The organism is Allomuricauda sp. R78024, assembly GCF_044596045.1.
Classification (GTDB): domain Bacteria; phylum Bacteroidota; class Bacteroidia; order Flavobacteriales; family Flavobacteriaceae; genus Flagellimonas.
Window position 1 is genome coordinate 1,907,185 of the sequence record NZ_CP138995.1, and the last position, 20,097, is coordinate 1,927,281.

General features: G+C 36.7%; 20 protein-coding genes. 12 read left to right on the forward strand and 8 right to left on the reverse strand.

Going from position 1 to position 20,097, the window contains the following annotated elements; genetic code table 11:
• Position 1 precedes the first annotated feature (1 nt).
• Genes SJY44_RS08490 through bglX form a run of 3 tightly spaced genes read right to left on the reverse strand, consistent with a single transcriptional unit; the run spans position 2 to position 4,433 of the window.
• Positions 2-1,573 carry a family 20 glycosylhydrolase gene (locus SJY44_RS08490; protein ID WP_396592032.1) on the reverse strand — a complete coding sequence of 524 codons (1,572 nt, stop codon included), beginning with the start codon at positions 1,571-1,573 and terminating at the stop codon, positions 2-4.
• A 2-nt stretch (positions 1,574-1,575) separates the two neighbouring features.
• Positions 1,576-2,232, reverse strand: a complete 657-nt coding sequence (locus SJY44_RS08495) for a GDSL-type esterase/lipase family protein (protein WP_396592033.1) — start codon at positions 2,230-2,232, stop codon at positions 1,576-1,578.
• A gap of 11 nt (positions 2,233-2,243) precedes the next feature.
• Positions 2,244-4,433: a beta-glucosidase BglX gene (gene bglX / locus SJY44_RS08500; protein WP_396592034.1), complete on the reverse strand. Its 2,190-nt coding sequence runs from the start codon at positions 4,431-4,433 to the stop codon at positions 2,244-2,246.
• A 158-nt stretch (positions 4,434-4,591) separates the two neighbouring features.
• Here bglX and mazG point away from each other — a divergent pair, with 158 nt between their 5' ends.
• From mazG to SJY44_RS08530, 6 genes are all read left to right on the forward strand, one after another.
• Complete coding sequence (gene mazG / locus SJY44_RS08505) at positions 4,592-5,365, forward strand: nucleoside triphosphate pyrophosphohydrolase (RefSeq protein WP_396592035.1); 774 nt, start codon at positions 4,592-4,594, stop codon at positions 5,363-5,365.
• Between the two features lie 66 nt (positions 5,366-5,431).
• Complete coding sequence (locus tag SJY44_RS08510; RefSeq protein ID WP_396592036.1) at positions 5,432-7,003, forward strand: sulfatase; 1,572 nt, start codon at positions 5,432-5,434, stop codon at positions 7,001-7,003.
• Positions 7,004-7,082: 79 nt separating this feature from the next.
• Positions 7,083-8,450: an MATE family efflux transporter gene (locus SJY44_RS08515; RefSeq protein WP_298928169.1), complete on the forward strand. Its 1,368-nt coding sequence runs from the start codon at positions 7,083-7,085 to the stop codon at positions 8,448-8,450.
• Positions 8,451-8,486: 36 nt separating this feature from the next.
• Positions 8,487-8,714 (forward strand): hypothetical protein, encoded by a 228-nt coding sequence (locus SJY44_RS08520; protein WP_298928166.1) that lies wholly within the window; start codon positions 8,487-8,489, stop codon positions 8,712-8,714.
• Between the two features lie 2 nt (positions 8,715-8,716).
• Positions 8,717-9,286 (forward strand): phosphatase PAP2 family protein, encoded by a 570-nt coding sequence (locus SJY44_RS08525; protein WP_298928163.1) that lies wholly within the window; start codon positions 8,717-8,719, stop codon positions 9,284-9,286.
• Positions 9,283-10,941 (forward strand): ArnT family glycosyltransferase, encoded by a 1,659-nt coding sequence (locus SJY44_RS08530; RefSeq protein ID WP_396592037.1) that lies wholly within the window; start codon positions 9,283-9,285, stop codon positions 10,939-10,941. The genes SJY44_RS08525 and SJY44_RS08530 overlap by 4 nt, the downstream gene beginning before the upstream one ends.
• On the opposite strand, the gene SJY44_RS08535 is transcribed toward SJY44_RS08530, so the two are convergent.
• Genes SJY44_RS08535 through meaB form a run of 3 tightly spaced genes read right to left on the reverse strand, consistent with a single transcriptional unit; the run spans position 10,938 to position 13,834 of the window.
• On the reverse strand, positions 10,938-11,810 hold the full coding sequence (locus tag SJY44_RS08535) for a lysylphosphatidylglycerol synthase transmembrane domain-containing protein (protein WP_396592038.1): 873 nt from the start codon (positions 11,808-11,810) through the stop codon (positions 10,938-10,940). The two genes, SJY44_RS08530 and SJY44_RS08535, sit on opposite strands and share 4 nt — an antisense overlap.
• Complete coding sequence (locus tag SJY44_RS08540; protein ID WP_396592039.1) at positions 11,791-12,753, reverse strand: glycosyltransferase family 2 protein; 963 nt, start codon at positions 12,751-12,753, stop codon at positions 11,791-11,793. Before SJY44_RS08540 ends, SJY44_RS08535 begins: the two co-directional genes overlap by 20 nt.
• A 34-nt stretch (positions 12,754-12,787) precedes the next feature.
• Positions 12,788-13,834: a methylmalonyl Co-A mutase-associated GTPase MeaB gene (gene meaB / locus SJY44_RS08545; RefSeq protein ID WP_396592040.1), complete on the reverse strand. Its 1,047-nt coding sequence runs from the start codon at positions 13,832-13,834 to the stop codon at positions 12,788-12,790.
• A gap of 264 nt (positions 13,835-14,098) precedes the next feature.
• Between meaB and SJY44_RS08550 the strand changes: the two genes are divergently transcribed.
• The 4 genes from SJY44_RS08550 to SJY44_RS08565 all read left to right on the forward strand — a co-directional run bounded on the left by SJY44_RS08550 (position 14,099) and on the right by SJY44_RS08565 (position 17,229).
• Positions 14,099-14,521 carry an organic hydroperoxide resistance protein gene (locus SJY44_RS08550; RefSeq protein WP_396592041.1) on the forward strand — a complete coding sequence of 141 codons (423 nt, stop codon included), beginning with the start codon at positions 14,099-14,101 and terminating at the stop codon, positions 14,519-14,521.
• Positions 14,522-14,674: 153 nt separating this feature from the next.
• A complete protein-coding gene (locus SJY44_RS08555; protein WP_396592042.1) occupies positions 14,675-15,217 on the forward strand; it encodes an RNA polymerase sigma factor in 543 nt (180 codons plus the stop codon).
• Positions 15,201-15,788, forward strand: a complete 588-nt coding sequence (locus tag SJY44_RS08560; protein ID WP_396592043.1) for a hypothetical protein — start codon at positions 15,201-15,203, stop codon at positions 15,786-15,788. The genes SJY44_RS08555 and SJY44_RS08560 overlap by 17 nt, the downstream gene beginning before the upstream one ends.
• A complete protein-coding gene (locus SJY44_RS08565) occupies positions 15,760-17,229 on the forward strand; it encodes a hypothetical protein (protein ID WP_396592044.1) in 1,470 nt (489 codons plus the stop codon). Before SJY44_RS08560 ends, SJY44_RS08565 begins: the two co-directional genes overlap by 29 nt.
• A 3-nt stretch (positions 17,230-17,232) precedes the next feature.
• Here SJY44_RS08565 and SJY44_RS08570 read toward each other — a convergent pair whose 3' ends face one another.
• Together SJY44_RS08570 and msrA are read right to left on the reverse strand one after the other, a co-directional pair.
• A complete protein-coding gene (locus tag SJY44_RS08570; RefSeq protein ID WP_396592045.1) occupies positions 17,233-17,961 on the reverse strand; it encodes a CBM9 family sugar-binding protein in 729 nt (242 codons plus the stop codon).
• Between the two features lie 39 nt (positions 17,962-18,000).
• A complete protein-coding gene (gene msrA / locus SJY44_RS08575) occupies positions 18,001-18,684 on the reverse strand; it encodes a peptide-methionine (S)-S-oxide reductase MsrA (protein ID WP_396592046.1) in 684 nt (227 codons plus the stop codon).
• Positions 18,685-18,772: 88 nt separating this feature from the next.
• On the opposite strand from msrA, the gene SJY44_RS08580 reads away from it, so the two are divergent.
• Both SJY44_RS08580 and SJY44_RS08585 read left to right on the forward strand, forming a co-directional pair.
• Positions 18,773-19,453 (forward strand): peptidoglycan DD-metalloendopeptidase family protein, encoded by a 681-nt coding sequence (locus SJY44_RS08580; RefSeq protein WP_396592047.1) that lies wholly within the window; start codon positions 18,773-18,775, stop codon positions 19,451-19,453.
• Between the two features lie 182 nt (positions 19,454-19,635).
• On the forward strand, positions 19,636-19,863 hold the full coding sequence (locus tag SJY44_RS08585; protein WP_298928128.1) for a hypothetical protein: 228 nt from the start codon (positions 19,636-19,638) through the stop codon (positions 19,861-19,863).
• Positions 19,864-20,097 lie beyond the last annotated feature (234 nt).

Consider the following 20,097-nt stretch of genomic DNA (forward strand, 5'->3'; position numbering starts at 1 on the left):
GCTATTCCCAATCCACCAACTTGGTTGGATAATAATTTACATTCATTCGATTTAAAAAAGGAACTTGTCTGGCGAGACGCTCTCTATAGTCTTCCCAGTTACAATTTTCTAAAGTGGACCAACCCAATTCAGCATAACCAATTGCTCTTGGAAAAGCCAAATACTCTAGCTCTTCACTATTGGAAATGGTCTCTGACCAAAGAGGAGCTTCAATACCTAAAATACTTTCAATAGATAGACCTTCAACATATGTTTCGGGATTCCATTTGTAAGCAACATCAACAGGGATAAGTCCTGCCCAATCTAAACCAAATTTAGACAATGAATCATATTTCATGTCCAAATAAGTCTTTTCGCCAGGGGATAGAACTATTTTAGAACCATTTTTAGCGGCCTTTAGAGCATTATGAGGTTCATTCCATAGTTGGGTAACGGTTGATGCACTTATGTTTCCCTGAGCAATCTCATTCCAGCCCATCATTTGTTTACCATGCTTTTGGACAATCTTTTCGACCTTTTCAACAAAATGGATATAGTCCCTTTTTTTGGTCACGTGGCTTTCATCTCCACCAATATGAAAATAAGGTCCCGGAGACAGAGAAGCAACCTCTCTGATCACATCGTCCAAAAATGAATAGACAGTATCTTTTCTTGCATCAAAAGTGCTGAAACCAACACGGGTACCTGTATAGGCTTTTACTTTTTTACCATTTCCATTTAAAATAGGATAGCTTAAAGAGGCTGCATTCGTATGTCCCGGCATATCAATCTCTGGGATAATAGTGATATGTCTTTGGGCAGCGTATTCTACTAGTTCCGTATAGTCATCTTGTGTGTAATAACCTCCAGTACCTCCACCAACTTCAGTTGCACCACCAATTTGGGTAAGTTTGGGCCAGGATTTTATCTCAATTCGCCACCCTTGATCATCGGATAGGTGGAGATGCAGAACGTTGTATTTGTAATAAGCTAGTATGTCCATGTACTTTTTTACCTCTTCAACAGTGAAAAAGTGCCTAGCAACATCTAACATGGCTCCTCTATATTCGAATTTAGGTTCGTCTAATATTTTTCCTGTCGGAATCAGCCATAATGGATGATCTGTGAGCGTGTCGTTGCTTTTTTCAGGAATAAGCTGTCTTAAGGTCTGTATTCCTCTAAATGCGCCTGCTGCAGTTTTTGCATTTAAAAAAATAGAATCTTTTTTAATATACAACTGATAGGATTCCGGAGTTTTTAAATCAACACTATCGGATTGGTTGATGTATATAAACCTTTCTATGGATTCTTCACTATTGCTGGTATTGATTGCAATATCCAAATCTGTTTTCAACTTTACTTTTTCTAAGAGAAATTGTCCGACCTGCTCAAAATTAGAATCTGTACCGGAAGTATAAATGACCGTGTTTTTAGATAAGCCAAATGCACTGTTTGTCGAAACTGTTTTTAACGGCTTTGGGATCAAAGCAGTTTTTGAAAGGTCGGTTTTTGGAAAAATTATTTCTTTCTTTTCTGGCTGGCAAGCGGCCATGAAGAGAATGGCGGTAAAAATCAATACTATTCTAGATAACATGTTTAAGGATTGGTTTTGTTCATATAATTTTTGATGACCTCATACCAGAGATCATACCCTTTGACGTTCATATGGAGTCCGTCTTCTATAAAAAGATCGGTTTTTAATTTTCTTTTGTTAAGCATAATATTCCAAACATCAGCAAATTCAACACCATTAGTGTTAGAAGCCAATTTGGAAAGTTGTTTATTTAAACGTTTGTACCTACCCTTTAAATGCCACCGAGAAATACTTGGTTTTGCTGAGATAAGAACAATTTCCATTTCTGGCCTTTTTTGATGCAAGTCTTCTAAAATATCTTCCATTGTACCAATAATGGCTTTGGGTTTTCTTTTTGCAATGATATCATTATCTCCTTCATAAATAAAGACCTTGATTGGAGTGTAATTGAGAATCAGTTCATCTAAAAAATGTTCTAAATCAGAAGATTGAGATCCTCCGAAACCGGTATTCAGAATCTGGTGTTCAGGAAATCTTGTTTGCAGATCTTCCCAAAGACGAATGCTGGAACTACCGGTAAAAACAATGGTGTTCATTGAGGAATCCCAAATGGAATCTACCCTTTGCTGCACCTCTTTTACCTCATTGGCAAATGGAAGGCTTTCTTGGGCGTTTATAGTAAATACTGATAAAAAGAGAAGCGGTAAATATTTTATCATTTTCTAACCAATTAGTTTAAAACAAATGTTCCAGTTAAACCTTCCTGCGAGTTTGTTCCTACCATAACTCCAAAAGTTCCCGGTTCAACCACAAACTCATAATCATGATTATAGAAACCAAGTTCTTTATCTGTCAAAATAAACGTTACTTTTTGCGAAGCTCCTGGGGCTAAACTGATTTTCTGGAAACCTTTCAATTCCTTCACAGGTCTAACTACGCTAGCAACTTTATCATGGATATAAAGCTGTACCACTTCCTTTCCTGTCACTTTTCCTATGTTCTGGATGGTGGCGGAGACTTCAATGCTATTTTGATTGTTTGTGTCAATCTCCAAATCGGTGTATTTGAATGTGGTGTAACTTAATCCGTGCCCAAAAGGAAACAACGGCTCATTTTTTTCATCACCATAATGTGTCCAAAATACTGTAGATTCTGGGTCGGGTCTTCCTGTACTAAAATGGTTGTAGTAAATAGGTACTTGGCCAACGCTTCGTGGAAAGGTCATCGGTAGTTTTCCGCTTGGGTTGTAATCTCCAAACAACGCTTCAGTTATGGCATTCCCCGCTTGAGAACCTAATTGCCATGTTTCTAAAATAGCAGGTATATTTTCGGCTTCCCAATGAATGGCCAGAGGCCGCCCATTCATTAATATCAGCACTATGTTTTTATTGACTTCATGGACTGCTTTTAACAAATCCAGTTGTAATCCGGGTAAATCCAATTGAGTACGACTACGTCCCTCTCCGCTTTGGAATCCATGCTCTCCCAAGACCATTAGAACGACATCGGATTCTTTGGCAAGAGCAACAGCTTCTTGCATGCCTGAAGTATCTGTTTCGTTTACTTTTACTTCATTTAAAAAATTAGCTTCTTCATTAAATATTCTAGGGCCTTGTTCGTAAGAGAAATTTATTGACTGATTTTTTAAGCCTTCTAAGACAGAAACCCCGGTATTATTATCAGAGCCCAACCGCCAGCTCCCAAGTGAACTATTGTTATCATTTGCCAATTGACCAATAACTGCTATTTTTTGCTGGTCTTTTTTAAGAGGAAGAAGATTGTCATCGTTTTTTAAAAGTACAATTGATTTTAGGGCCATGTCCAAAACAGCAGCTTGATGATCTTCATGGTATAGTTCTTCTTTTTCCCTTTCTTCATTACAATATTTGTATGGGTCTTCAAACAAGCCCAATTCAAATTTTACTCTTAGAATACGTCTTACTGCATCATCTATTAAACTTTCATCAACCTTACCCTCTTTTACATTTTCCACCAAATGCAACACGTAAGCGGATGATTCCATATCCATATCTGAACCAGCTTTGACTCCCAATTCTGCAGCATGTTTCAAGTCTTCTGCAAATCCATGTGGTACCATTTCGCCAACGGATGACCAGTCTGATATTACAAAACCATCAAAACCCCACTTTTCTTTCAAAATGTCTCGTTGTAACATTTTATTGCCGGTAACTGGAATTCCATTAAGAATATTAAAACCATTCATTAAAGTTTTAACATCGGCATCTACCGCAGCTTTAAATGGGGGTAATACAGCGTTGTAAAGAGTGGAAGTGCCAATATCGGCCGTATTGTACTCTTTGCCAGCTTCAGCAAAACCATAAGCGGCAAAATGTTTGGCACAGGCAGCAAGAGTATTGGGCTTAGAGAGGTCATCTCCTTGAAAACCCTTAACACGGGCCTTGGCAATTTCTGCACCTAAATAAGTATCTTCTCCACCACCTTCCATAACACGACCCCAACGAGGGTCTCTAGAAATATCCACCATAGGTGCAAAAGTCCAATTTAGTCCTACAGCCGAGGCTTCTTGAGCAGCGATTTTCGCAGAATTTTCAATAGCTTCCATATCCCAACTGGCAGCTTCCGCCAAAGGTATTGGAGCTAGGGTTTTGTATCCATGTATAACATCATATCCAAAAATTAGAGGTATGCCTAAGCGGGTTTCTTCTACTACCAGTTTTTGCAACTTTCTTACTTCTTCCGTACCAACAACGTTTAACATAGAACCAACAAGCCCTTTTTTAAGGTGCTCATATTTGATTTCTGCATTGCCACCTTGTGGAGCTGGACCCGTAACATCCCAAAAACCATTGTATTGGTTCATTTGACCAACCTTCTCCTCTAAGGTCATTTGTTGTAATAATGAATCTATATTTTTCTCTATACTTTTTTCTTGAGCCATAACGCAATTGTTAAAGGATGCAAAGTAAAGTGAAATTATAAGAAGATAGTATAGGTTAGCTTTCATGATTTTAAAAAGTGTTGATAGTCGTCTAAATTAAGCTGAAAACTATCACTCCGTAATATACGGTCTTTGTATTTTTAGATAAAATTTTATAGATGAATGCAAGAGCTGAGCAGTTAAAGGCTATTGATAGGCTGCTGAACATAATGGATGAGTTACGTGCTCAATGTCCTTGGGATAAAAAGCAAACTATGGAATCTCTTCGGCATTTGACTATAGAAGAAACGTATGAACTGGGCGATGCTATTTTGGAAAACGATTTGGAAGAGGTTAAGAAGGAGCTTGGAGATTTGTTGTTACATATTGTTTTCTATGCCAAAATAGGGTCAGAAACCAAGGATTTTGATATTGCAGATGTCGCTAACGGCATTTGTGAAAAACTAATCAATAGGCACCCACATATTTATGGAGATGTAAAGGTTGAAAATGAAGAGGAGGTAAAACAAAATTGGGAAAACATCAAACTCAAAGAGGGAAAAAAAAGTGTATTAGAAGGGGTTCCCGATAGCTTGCCCTCAATGGTGAAAGCAAATAGAATTCAGGAGAAAGTTGCCGGAGTGGGATTTGATTGGGAGCACCCAGAACAGGTTTTTGAAAAGGTAAAAGAAGAACTCTCAGAACTACAAGTAGAAATCAAGCATGGAAATCCAGACCGATTGGAATCTGAGTTTGGAGATGTCCTTTTTTCTATGATTAATTATGCTCGATTTTTAGATATAAACCCTGAAAATGCTTTGGAAAGAACCAATAAAAAATTTATTAAAAGATTTCAATACTTAGAAGAAAAGGCCAAGCAAGCGGGCAAATCTTTAAAAGATATGACCCTAGCAGAAATGGATGTTTTTTGGGAAGAAGCCAAAAAAGTATAAGTTTTTCATTTGCAGACATTCGGTATCTCGTATTTTCTATAGATTTATGTGTTTAAAGAATTGAATATGAACATAGAAAGTGCAATTAAATATTGTTTGATAATTTTTACTCTGATTGTTGTTACAGCGTGCAATTCAAAAAAAGAAGTAATTGAAAAACCGAATATTCTTTTTATTCTTTCAGATGACCATACTTCTCAAGCTTGGGGACTGTATGGAGGTATTTTAGCAGATTATGTAAAAAACGATAACTTAAAACGTTTGGCGAGTGAAGGAGCAGTATTGAACAATGCTTTTTGTACCAATTCCATATGTACCCCAAGTAGGGGAAGTATTCTTACTGGGCAGTACAGTCATGTAAATCAAGTTTATACCTTAAGTGAACCTTTGCCTAAAGGTCACCCTAATATTGCCAAGACGCTCTCTGAAAATGGATACCAAACCGCGATAATAGGCAAGTGGCACTTGGTTGGAGAACCTGAGGGTTTTGATTATTTTAATGTGCTGCCTGGCCAAGGGCTCTACTGGAACCCCATTATGAAAACCAAGGAGAATTGGGTAGATGGATATAATGCAACTGGAGGCAAAGAACATAAAGGGTTTTCAACAGATGTGATTACGGATTTGACTATTTCACATATTAAAAAACGTGACACCACCCAGCCTTTTTTGATGTTCTGTAACTTCAAAGCGACTCATGAACCATTTGATTATCCAGAAAGATTTGCCTCTTTGTACGAGGGTATGAAGATACCTGAACCAGAATCATTGCTCGACTTTGGCAAAGAAACCACAGGAAGAACTTTTGGAGGGCAGATTTTAGAGAGATTGGGCGCGCGTTGGGAGCAAGCAACGAAAAACCCTGATAAATTTTGGACAGATTACCCAGGATTACCATATTCCTTAGAAGGGTTGGACAGTATACAAAAACGAAAAAAGATTTATCAAAAACTGGTCAAGGATTTTATGAGAAGTGGTGCCGCTATAGATGACAACATTGGAAAATTACTCGATTATTTAGAAGAAGAAGGAATAGCTGATAATACTATTGTAGTTTATACGGCCGATCAAGGATATTTTCTTGGCGAGCATGGTTTTTTTGACAAAAGACTCATTTACGAAGAATCCCTTAGAATGCCTTTTGTCATTAGATATCCAAAAAAAATAAAGAAAGGGCAGCGAATTGATGATATAATTCTAAATATTGACTTTGCACCTTTATTGGCGGATTATGCAGGGATTGAAAGGCCCGGTTATATGCAGGGGAGAAGCTTTAGAGATATACTAGAGGCTAATGCACCAAATGACTGGCGAAAGCAGATGTATTACAGATATTGGTTGCACCATCCTCATAGACCTGCTCATTTCGGTATTAGAGATAATCGATACAAACTGGCATTGTTCTACGGACAGGGTTTGGATAAAAAAGGAACATCGAACAATACGACCAAACCAGAATGGGAGTTTTATGACCTTATAGAAGACCCTAAAGAACTTCACAATGCCATTCATGAAGAAAAATATACATCCATAATTAAGACCATGAAAAAAAGTTTGCAGGATGAACGTATAAAGTATGGAGACCTAGACGAGGACTACCCAGTAATGAGTGAGATATTGAACACTGCTTTTGAATAAACACCGTTCTAAAAACCGCTAAAACTGTTCGGTAAGGGCCATTGTAAACTGTATCTTTGGCAACTTAATTAAAATACGATTGCTACAAAGTTATTTTAAGGAATTCCGTTATAACCTAAAATTGGCCTACCCTGTAATTTTGGGGATGCTTGGACATACCTTTGTTGCATTTGCAGATAATATTATGGTTGGCCAGCTGGGTACCGCAGAGTTGGCTGCAGTATCCCTAGGTAATAGTTTTGTTTTCATAGCAATGTCTTTAGGTATTGGATTCTCCACTGCAATAACCCCTTTGGTTGCTGAGGCGGATGGAGCAGGCAGCAAAACTGATGGCAAAAGTGCTTTAAAACATGGGTTAGTACTGTGCACAGGACTGGGGTTATCACTTTTTGGAATCATACTTCTTTGCAAACCACTTTTACATTATATGAAGCAGCCCCCTGAGGTGGTGGAACTTGCTATCCCTTATTTGGAGTTGGTTGCTTTTTCTTTGGTTCCACTGATTATATTTCAAGCGTTCAAACAGTTTTCAGAAGGACTTTCCCAAACCAAATACCCAATGTATGCTACGATTCTGGCAAATGTGGTCAACATTGTCATTAACTACCTACTGATTTTTGGGTCTTTTGGATTCCCAAAAATGGGAATTGTAGGAGCCGCTATTGGTACGCTGGTTTCTAGATTTATAATGGTAGGGTATATTTGGTTTCTATTGAAGCGAAAAGAAAAGTTTGAAGCCTATGTAACTGGTTTTAATTTTAGGGTGATTGAAAAAAAAGTCATTAAAAAGATAGTCAGTTTGGGATTTCCGTCTGCACTACAAATGTTTTTTGAAGTAGCTATTTTCACCGCCGCCATTTGGTTAAGTGGCGTATTGGGGAAAAATGCCCAAGCGGCAAATCAGATTGCACTGAACCTAAGTAGTATGACCTTTATGGTTGGCATGGGGCTGAGTGTTGCGGCAATGATACGGGTAGGAAACCAGAAAGGACTTCAAAATTTTAAAGAGCTACGAAGAATTGCTGAATCTATCTTTTTTCTAACGTTTTTGTTAGAAATAGTCTTTGCTGCTGTTTTCCTTATAGGAAGATACTGGTTGCCTACCATTTATTTGGATGTGGATGATGTGGTCAATCAAGTAGATAATACCGAGGTAATAATTATTGCTGCCAAATTATTGTTGGTTTCTGCGTTTTTTCAAATTTCAGATGGTATCCAGGTAGTGGTTTTAGGGGCGTTAAGAGGTCTACAGGATGTTAAGATACCCACGTTGATCACGTTTATTGCCTATTGGTTGATTGGATTTCCCGTTAGTTATTATTTTGGATTATTTTCTGAATATAAAAGCACGGGCATTTGGATGGGTCTGTTGTTAGGGCTAACTGCATCAGCAGTAATGTTGTATATTCGATTCAACTATTTGACTAAAAAATTGATTAAAAGTTAAACTAGATTCCAACTATTGGAATTCAACTTGAATAAAATGGAATTACCTAAATTTCTATTAGGAGACAATACAGATCACCCCGATTCAATTTTTATTGTCCATACGGAATATCCTCGTTTTATCATCAACCTAGAAAATGATGAAGTAGAATGGTTGGAAGAATTCTCAAAAGAAGATGAAGAAGAGTTGTCTGCTGAGGTAGAAATCCAAATAGAAGCGGCCACAGCATTTTACGATAGAGAAGTATCTAGATATGATGCGTAAAAATGCTTGAACAACTCATACAATTTGACAAAGAAGCTTTTTTATTCCTAAATAGTTTAGGAACAGAAACATGGGATGGTTTTTGGATGTTTATGACCAAGACCAGAAATTCGGCCCCTCTTTATATTCTATTGCTCTATTTATCCTTTAAGAATTTTGGATTGAAGAAAACAGCTGTGATTTTGGTAAGCATAGCCTTATTGATTACTTGCACAGATCAATTGTCTAATTTTTTTAAATATGGTTTCGGTCGTCTAAGGCCATGTCATGATCCTGAAGTAAACGGCATCATGCGTTTGGTAAAGAGTTATTGTGGAGGAAAATTCAGTTATTTTTCTGCGCATGCGGCCAATTCTTTTGCTCCTGCCACCTTTTTTTCCATTTTGTTTTATAAAAAAGTGAAATATATTGGCAATGTTCTCATTTTATGGGCTTTTATTGTCGCCTACAGTAGAATTTACATAGGAGTTCACTTTCCTTTGGATGTTATTACAGGAATTGTAATTGGTGCTGTTTTTGGATGGTTGTTTGCCAAGTTATCTATATTTGCATTCCAAAAAATAGGGACATGATATCTTCAGCCAGATATTGGTTTTTGCTTACCCTTGTAGTTCTGGTATACATTGCCGGAATGTTCGTGACCCTTTTTGAGAACGATTCGGCACAATTTGCGGTAATGGCCATGAGAATGGTTCAGGAAAATGATTTCTTCAGTTTAATCAAAGGCACAGAAGAATATTTAGACAAGCCCCATATGCACTACTGGTTGGCTGCTTTGTCATTCAAAATTTTTGGCATCTATGATTGGGCCTATCGAATTCCTGGAATTTTGGCCATTCTTTTAGGAGCTTATAGTTGTTATGGATTAGGGAAGTTACTCTATAACCAGGATATTGGTAAGTTTTCTGCACTTATTTTCATGACCGCCCAAACAATTGTGTTATCCAATATAGATGTTCGTACAGATGCAGTGTTAACCGGTTTTACCATTTTCGCTATATGGCAACTGGTCTTATATATTGAAAAAAATGCACTCCAAAATATTATGCTTGGCGCCCTTGGAGCAGGTATAGCCTTTTCCACAAAGGGGCAGATTGCTTTGGTTGTGATTGGTATTTCTATTCTGTGTCATTTAGCGTATACCCGCAAATGGGAACGTTTGTTGAGTTGGAAAGTCTTAATAGCTTTATTGGTTTTTGGAATTACGATAACACCAATGTTGTACGCGTATTATGTGCAATTTGATCTTCACCCAGAAAAAGTTATTCGAGGGAAGAGTAACCGTAGCGGAATCTTTTTTATTTTTTGGGAACAGAGTTTTGAAAGATTAAGCGGAGAGGGTGTTGGTAAGAATAGCAATGATTTCTTTTTCTTTTTCCATACATTTTTATGGGTCTTTTTACCATGGACTGTATTGGCTTTGATTGCATATTGGCGCAGGGCAAAGGTATTCTGGAAAATGCGATTTGCATACAGACCGCAATTTGAATTTTTAACCTTTGGAGGAATTACCATTCTATTTTTTCTTATAAGTTTCGCTCAATTTAAACTTCCGCACTATATAAATATTCTAATACCGTTGTATTCCATTTTAACAGCATCCTATTTGTATAGTTTGTATCACCATGCCAAGCATTCTATTATAAAAGGGATTTTGGGTGTTCAATATTTTATCCTCAGTTTGGTATTTATTTTCACGTTATTGGTGTGTTTTCACGTTTTTAAGTTTGAATACATTCACTGTTATGTAATACTATTGATTGTGCTTGCGGTGATAACCTATTTCTGTCTTAAGAGAGAAGCATATTACATGCGTATTATTACATTATCAGTCTATAGTTCTTTGTTGTTGAATGGTGTAATGAACACTCATTTTTATCCTTCCTTATTAAAGTATCAAGCAGGTTCTACAATGGCGGAAAAAATTTCTGAACATAATATTCCAGTTGATAAAATCTATAAGATTTCTGAAAGACATACTTGGGCCTTGGATTTTTATAACCGAAACCCTGTAAACATTATTTCCAAATCAGAATTAACGGATAAAAATTGTATCTGGATCTATGCAACTGATGAAGAGTTGGAGGGACTGCTAAATTCAGGTTTTCATTGGCATGAACAGATAACCGTAGACCAGTTTCGTATAACCCGATTACAGATCAAGTTTTTGAATCCCCATACACGATCCAAAAAACTGAATAAAATGCATTTGGTGCGTTTGGATTAGGATACCACTTCCAATTTTGGCTTTTTAAAATGGTAGATTATACCAAACAGGGAAATTAAGGCTGTTATAAGAAAGAAGACAAAGCTGATGCTGATTGACATGCTAGCGTCCAAACCAAGCCATTTTGCCCCATATAAAAAAGTAACTTCCCTGCTTCCAATTCCGCCAATAGTTAAAGGAATAACAGATACTATTGAAGAAACCAAGAAGACAAAAAGATATTTAAAAGTGGCCAAGTCAATTGAGAGTGACTTCAAAATACAAAGAATGCAAACAAGTTGGGAGAGTTGCACAAGTGCAGAATAGCCAACAGATTTCCAAAAAATAGGCAAAGTGTATGGAAAGAATTTTTTGTGAAGTAACCAAAATGTAACAATACTTAGTGGAATGGCTAGAACTATCAACCAGTTAAAATCATTAAAAAAACCATTTTTTATCAAAAGAGAAAAAATACAGGCGTAGATAAAAATCAACAACATCCCGCTCAAGCGATCCAGCAACAATACGGAGACCACTTTTTTTGTGCCAGATTTGTACTCTTTTTGGATAACATAACCCTTGTAGGCATCTCCGCCAATTCCTCCTGGCAGAAAAAGATTATAGAACATACCGAGCAGATATAGTTTAAGATTGCTGGACTGTGTAATCTTAACGCCAATTTCATGAAAATACAGATTGAGCCTAAATGCAGCCATTACTTTTGAAAACACCACTAGCAATATCCCTAAAATCAAATAGAAGGAATTGCTCCTTTTTAAAGTGCTGACAACATCTTCGAGATTGATCTTGGTGAAAATAAAATAAATCAAAGCTGCACTAACGATGATTTTTAATGCCGTGATGAGCTTTTTACGCAGCTTTTCCGTCACCTATTGTAATTTTTTTGACCCGATATGGTCTTTTTTGTTGAGATTCATAATACGTACGGATGAGCAATTCCATAACAATACCAATGGTGAAAAGCTGAATTCCCCCTAGAATAAACATCACTCCAAAAATTAGTAAAGGTCTACTGCCAATATCTTCGCCAAAGCCCAATTTTACAATAAGCAGGTATATGTTTATTAAGAATCCTAGAATAATCAGTAACACGCCAAAAATTCCAAAAAGGTGAATGGGCCGTTGAAAGTACTTTCTAATAAAGAGTAATAGCATCATATCCGCCACTACCTTAAAAACCCGTTCCAACCCATATTTGGAGACCCCAGCATGCCTTGCATGGTGTTTTACTGGTACTTGTTTTATCTGAGCCCCTTCCAAATGGGCCAACAGCGTAATAAACCGATGCATTTCACCATAAAGGTTCAATTCTTTGGCAATGTCTTTAGTAAAAACCTTTAATGCACACCCGTTATCCTTAATATCTAATTTGGTGACCCTTCTTACCAAGAAATTGGCAATTTTAGAAGGTATTTTCTTTACCAAAGAATCTTTTCTTTTTTGCCGTATACCTGTTATTAGGTCATATTCTTCACCAATAGCATGTTCAAGCATTTGTGGTATATCAGATGGGTCGTTCTGAAGGTCTCCATCCATTGTAATAATATAATCACCTTCAGCATAATCAATACCCGCCGCTAAAGCCAAACTCTGTCCGTAGTTTTTTTTCAGCTCAATAAGGTGGACTTTGTGGTCATCCATATCCTTGACAACTTTTCGGGTCTTATCTGAAGAGAAATCATCTATGTAAATTATTTGGTAATTATACCCAGTAAGACTTTCATGGATTTTTTCGGTCAATAAAACCACATTGTCTTCTTCATTGTACAAAGGAACTACTATAGATAGGAGGGCGTTGGTGACGATGCTCATGTATTGGCTTATAATCTGGGCAAATTTACTTCTTTTATTTAAGTTCCTTGGTGATGTTGTCCAGTAGTGTTTTGGCAGCGTAAAAAGGCGATATTTTATTTTGCTCAACCGCTTTCAACATTTTTTCCTTACTCTCTTTATAATATTTTTTCTGATGAAAGAATTGCTTTAGTTGCTCATCTACAGTTTGAAGGAACCAGTTCTTATTTTGGATTTTTCTATTTTTTTCAAAATGACCATTTTTCCTGTTCTTGGATATGAAGTCTGCTATCATTTTCCATATCTCAGAAATCCCTTTGTTTTCAATAGATGAACAGCTCATGACTTTTGGGGTCCATCCATTTTCTTTGGGTGGATATAGATGCAAGGCACGTGAAAATTCGGTTTCCGCCAGTTTTGCTTTTTTAAGATTGTCACCATCTGCTTTGTTGATGGCAATGGCATCTGCCATTTCCATAATCCCTCTTTTAATACCTTGTAATTCGTCACCCGCACCTGATAGTTTTAGTAAAAGAAAAAAATCTACCATGCTATGTACCACGGTTTCGCTCTGGCCAACACCCACGGTTTCCACAAGGATGATATCATAACCGGCTGCTTCACAAAGAATAATACTTTCCCTGGTCTTTCTTGCAACTCCTCCTAAAGACTCTCCAGAAGGCGAAGGCCTGATAAAAGCGTTAGGGTCCTTTGCCAGTGTTTCCATTCTGGTCTTGTCTCCAAGAATACTTCCTTTAGTTAAAGTGCTGGTTGGATCAACGGCCAAAACAGCAACTTTTTTACCCAGACCGGTAAGCATCTTTCCAAACACCTCTATAAAAGAACTTTTTCCTACCCCGGGAACACCTGTAATTCCAACACGTATGCTCTTATTGGGTTTAGAAAGGCATTTTTCAATAATGGAATTGGCTTTTTCAAAATGCTCGGGCTTAGAACTCTCCAAAAGTGTAATGGCCTGCGCAAGTATGGCCTTATCTCCTTGAAAAATACCATCAACCAATGTTTTGATTGATATTTCTTGTTTTCGAAGCTGTTTTATTTTTGAAACCGTATTTGTGGGTATATCTTTTTTACTTGCCAAGGGTAAACTTCATAGAATTGATTACTAAGGTATAAAGTTTTCAGCTGTTTTATGGATTGCTTGTTGATGGTAAAATGTGTATTCTGATTATTGTTTCACCGGATTAACAATATTTACGATGTATTTCACACAAATTTAATGATGGATATTAGGCACTATTCCCTTACAAGTGGTAACTTCTCTAGTTAAATATGAAATGAGCTGAGCAATTTACTTTTGTATGGTCAATTGTTTCATAGAATTAAAAATTAAAGAGACTTACAGATGAAAACTATTTTTGAAAGTAAAGCTACCAATACAGGAGGTAGATCGGGACATGTTCAAAGTGAAGACGGCGTTTTGGATTTTGATATTAGCATGCCTAATTCCAAGGGAAAGCCTAATGCAAAATCAACTAACCCAGAAGAACTCTTTGCTGCGGCATATTCCAGTTGCTTTGCAGGTGCACTGCAAGTTGTTGCAAAAGAACACCAAGTTGATGATTTAGGAGATTTTAGTGTAACGGCTACAATATCTTTTAATACTGAGGAAGATGGCGCATTTCTAGAAGCCACTTTGGATTCCTATTTACCAACAGTAGATAAGGAAACAGGTGAGAATTTAATAAATGCGGCACATGATATTTGCCCTTACAGCAAAGCCACTAGAGATAATATTACGGTTCATTTAAATTTGTTAATGGACTAATAAACCCGGAAAAATGCTTAAAATGAAAATCCCGTTGAAATCTCAACGGGATTTTTTTGTTAAAAATCAGATAAAAGAGAGCTACTTTGCAACGTCTCATTTTTTTCATCGTCTTTAATGTAAACAACCCAAAACACCAAACAACAGCTGACCATGTTTCAAATTGAACTGGTAGAACAATGTAAGATTAATGACCGAAAGGCACAGATGAAGCTTTACAAGCAATATTGTGATGGTATGTTCTGTGTGGCGATGCGTTTTTTAAAAAACCCTGATGATGCAGAAGATGTGTTACAAGAATCTTTCATTAAGGCATTTCAACGGATTGATCAGTTTAAGGGAGAGGTGACATTTGGGGCCTGGTTAAAAAGAATCGTAGTGAACAGGAGTATCGATTTTTTAAAGTCGAAGCATCAAAAAACAGTGGAGTTGAATGAAGGGTATTTACACCTTGCAGAAGATGAAGACTGGACGGTAGAGGATGGTATCACTATTGACCAAGTGAAAATAGCCATTGAAGAATTACCAGATAAATATAAATACGTAGTGAAATTGTTTCTTTTAGAAGGATATGACCATACTGAAATTGCGCAAATTCTGGAAATTTCGGATACAGCATCGAGAACCAGGTTGTTGCGTGGAAAAGCACGCTTAAAAGAAACACTTAAAGATAGAGCTTATGGCACAGGATCTTAGAGAATTATTTGAGAAGGAACGTGAGCAAATTGCTCACAAAATGAAAGGCGGACATGAAAATCGTTTCTTGTCCAAATTGGAATTGGAGATGCCAAAAAAGAAAAAGTCGAACTCTTTCTTCTGGTTGTCCATTGCGGCTTCAGTGGCAGTGGTATTTGGTTTTGGGATTTACTATTTCTCTTCTACTGATAATGTGGATTCAAACCCAACAGTGGTTGAAAATACTATTCCAAAAGAAGAACAACAAAGTATTTCGCTGGGGGATCTTTCCCCAGATTTAAAGAAAATAGAAAGCTATTATGTTACCAATATTAATTTAGAACTATCTGATTTAGAGTTTACAGGAGACAATAAAGTGGTAATAGATGGCTATATGGAAAGGCTTGGAGAACTTGATAAAGAATATGATAAACTAAATAATGAACTCAATGAGATTGGACCCAATGACCAGACTATTGCAGCCTTAGTTAAAAACCTTCAGTTAAGGTTGCAACTATTACAAAAATTAAAAACGAAGTTGAATCAATTAAAATCATCAAAAAATGAACAGAAATCTTCAAATATTGTTTAATATTTTTCTTTTTACCATGGCCAGTGTTGTCTGCTATGGTCAGGAAAAATCTAAAACGTACAAAGAGACCTTTAACGTAAGTAAGGATGCAGTACTAAATATTGATACCAGCCATGCGGATATTGAATTTGAGACTTGGGATAAAAATCAAGTAGAGGTTATTGCCATAGTTGAACTAGAAGAAGCAACAGATGAGGAGGCCGATTCCTATTTTAAGAAATATGCTATTAAAATTGTTGGAAACAGTAAAGAAATTACAGTAAGTACGGCAGGAGTGAATTTTGGAAATTCATTTGATTTTGGAGATTTGGACATTGTTGTTCCAGATGTATCATTTGTTGAGCCACTTTTTGAAACCATCAGAATTCCTGAGTTACCAGAACTGGCAGAAGTTCCAGAAGTGCCTGAAGTATTTGTTATTCCAGATTTGCCTCCAATGCCTCCAATGCCCTTTGTTAAGTTTGATTATGATAGGTACAAAAAAGATGGAAAAAAGTACCTTAAGGAATGGAAAAAGGATTTTGATAAAAACTTTGATGCAGAGTACCAAGATCGTTTTGAAGAATGGAGTGAAGAAGTGGAGCAGATGGCAGAAGAAAGAGAGATACAAAATAAAAGACGTCAGGAGCAAAGACAGGAGCTTTTGCAAGAACGTAATGAATTACGTGAAGAAGCGCGTGCCGCGCGTAATGACGCCAGAGCTCAACGCAATGAGCTTAGGGCGCCAAGAAATGACATAAGACAGGAAGTTAGATCAGAAAGAGTCTTTACCATTAGAAATGGGAATGGTTCTGATACGTTTTATTTTTCTTCAGATGGAGAGAACAAAAAATATAAGGTAAAAAAGAGCATTAAGATAAAGATGCCTAAATCTGTTAAACTGAAAATGAATGTTAGGCATGGCGAGGTAAAATTGGCGGCTAATACCAAAAACATTAATGCAAGCTTGTCTTATTCAAGCTTGCATGCTTCTACCATTGATGGTAATGGAACAGATATAAGAGCATCCTATTCACCAGTAGTGGTTCAGAAATGGAATTTGGGACAGTTAAAAACGGATTATTCAGATTTGGTTAATTTAAAGGAAGTGGGAGAACTAAAATTAAACGCTATTTCTTCCAACGTAATTATTGATCGGTTGGTGGGCAAGGTGTTTGTTACCAATAAGTTTGGTGATTTAAACATAAACTCAATAGCCAATGGTTTTTCTGCAGTTGATATTTCTGTAGAGAATGGAGAGGTCAACTGTAAAATTCCTTCCGTGCCGTTTTCTATATATGTTAATGAAACGGCTTCGGATTTTAAGTATCCAGAAATTCTTGCGATTGGGTCATCCAATCATTATGGTGCCGTTATTCACAAAGGCTACCATATCAACAATAAAGAAGGTAAATCCATCAAAATCAATTCCAAATACAGCGAAGTAGTCTTGGAACAATAAGATTTATTTGAGTATTAAAGTCCCAAAAATATCTGCATTGATCCATCCCTGATTCTTATCTTCTCCAGGAACAAATACGGATCCAATAAAATTCTCTCTCTCTTTACTGGTATCGTTATCACAATAGGCTAAGGCAAACCCTACCTTTTTATTTTTGGATAGGCTTTTGGGTGTATTCTCTTTCCCATCAACATATTCATCAGAAAAAAGTTTTACCGCAATTTCCCAAGTAGTGGTCTTGTCGTTTGTTGCATGCTTAGAAATGATATGGTCATTATATAATCTTGGTTTCTGATCAGGTGCCAAATCAACAACATTTCCATCCATGGCCACATGATAGGCAAAAGCATTATGTGTAAATTGATGTGTTCCTCCTGAGTTATCTTCGTCAATAAATACTTCTACACAATCATCATCCCACCACAACTTTAACGGGTCATCATGTTGATCAAAAAGAATATCATCTGTGATTTCAACCAAAAGATAAAGTGCATTTTCATCCCAACTTAACTTATACCTGCCATTAAAGTCATCACTGGTATAGGCATTTCCTAGCCAAAGTTGATCCAGCGCCAACCATTCAACATTGCCCCAACATGCATCAAGAGCTTGTCCATCAATGGTTGGGCTTTTTTGAGCTTTTTTCACCTCTATTAGTTGGTGGTCTTCTTTTTGAGTGGAAGCACAGCTTATCAGCAATAAAAAAAGGGTCAAGCTTATAAATTTTTGCATGGCCCTAAGATAACTATTTTAAAAAATCTCCTACAATTTCTAATGCGATTCTTCCTTCAAATAGGACTTGAAATTTTCCTTAAATCGATTGAATCTAGGGATTGAGACGTTCCTTATATAGGAATTATGTGGATTTCTTTTTTCAAAGTCTTGATGATAATCTTCTGCTTTGTAAAAAATGTCAAATTCCTTAATCTGTGTGACGATAGGACGCCCATACACGTTTTTAGATTCTAAAAGGGTTACATAATCAGCTATGATCTTCTTTTCTGCTTCATTCTTATAAAAGGCAATGGAACGATATTGCGCCCCCCGATCAGGTCCTTGTCTATTTAATAATGTAGGATCGTGAGAACCAAAAAATACTTGGACCAATTTGGTGAAGGATATAACTTCTGGATCATAAAACACTTCTACAGCTTCTGCATGGCTTGTACGACCATAGGCCACTTGTTCATATGTAGGATTTTCCTCAGTTCCGCCAGAATAACCAGAAACCACTTCCTTAACTCCTTTTACACTTTCAAAAATGGCTTCTACACACCAAAAGCAGCCACTTGCAAAATAAGCGGTCTCATAATTTTGTAATTCTTCAACGGTGAGTTCAATCTTTTCTATGGTTTCCTGCTGAGCAAGAACGGGTTTAACTACAGTGTTTTTGGGTTGGCAACTAGCAGAGGCCAATAAAACAGATATTAAAAAAGTAATTCTTGCTATCTTCATCTTGGTTTTATTGCTTAGTAGCATCAAGATAAGAAGTATTACTTGTGTTGCTGTTAAAAATTGTTAATCCATCAATGTTTTGTGTATAATGAATACCTTGGAAGTATTGCTTAAGGAATATGATACCAGCCCTATACCTATATTAGATTCAGAGATACCTCTGTCTGACTATTGTCTTATTGATTTATCTTCAAAGAACAAGAGTTTAGAAAGATTTGATATTACTTCGCCAGACTCCTGTCAAAAATATGTGGATGAGGTTCTTTCGATACATAATGCATACGTTGCTTTTGGCGGATACTTGGAACATAGGTCCTTATATACTAAGTCTGAACGATTTTTAACCACAGGCGAACGCAACATTCATTTAGGGATGGATTTTTGGTGCAAAGCAGGTACCAAGGTAATGGCTCCATTAGCTGGAAAGGTCTTTAGTTTTAAAAATAATGATGATATGGGCAATTATGGACCAACCATCATTTTAGAGCACCAAGTAGGGGAAGTTACCTTCTATACCCTTTATGGGCATCTTTCTTTGGAGTCGATTGACGGACTTGAAATTGGAACCCGGTTTAAAAGAGGAGAGGTGCTTGCAACTTTAGGTACTCCAGATATAAATGTGAACTATGCCCCGCATTTACATTTTCAAATCATATCGGATTTACAAGGATGTCAAGGGGACTACCCGGGGGTATCTTCCAAGGATGACTTAGGTTTTTATCAAAAAAACTGTCCAAATCCCAACCTTTTATTCAAACTCTCTTTTTAAAACATCGATGAAATGCACATGGAATCGACAGGGTGTTTTTGACCTTAAAAACGTTTATCGAGGATAAAATACACTTTACCTGAAAAAGGTTCCCACACCGAAAAAAAAAGAAGGTTAAACGAGTTAAATCCAGGCTACATAGCATGTGAGGGTACATTTACATTGTAATAAAAACCCAAATCATGAAAGCAATTTTAACCATCATCGCAATAATCTTCTTCGGAGCTCTAGCTACAGCACAAGACACTGCTAAGGAAGTAAAAGCTGAAACTATTACTGTTGGTGTTGAATTGAACATTGAGATTCAGGAAACTGAAACTGAAATTGCTAGACTTTATATGTTCAAAAATTCTAGAGTTAAAAAAGAGCTTTCTTTTAGAACTAAAAGAAACAAATCTAAATTAGCTTAATCATGATAATGGGAATCGCTATTCCACTTACTTTATTTTTTAGCACGGCGTTTGTTATTGCGTCGATTGCTTTTTCATTTCGAAAAAAAAAGATTCCACTAGCACATCAAAAAAAAAGTAGGCCATTTTAACTAAAATGACCCACTTTAACGGTTAATCGGAAAAAATCGTAACAGACCGATATTTAAGTAGTTCTTGGACCAGTTAGAATATTTTTACCAACTTAACCTTTAA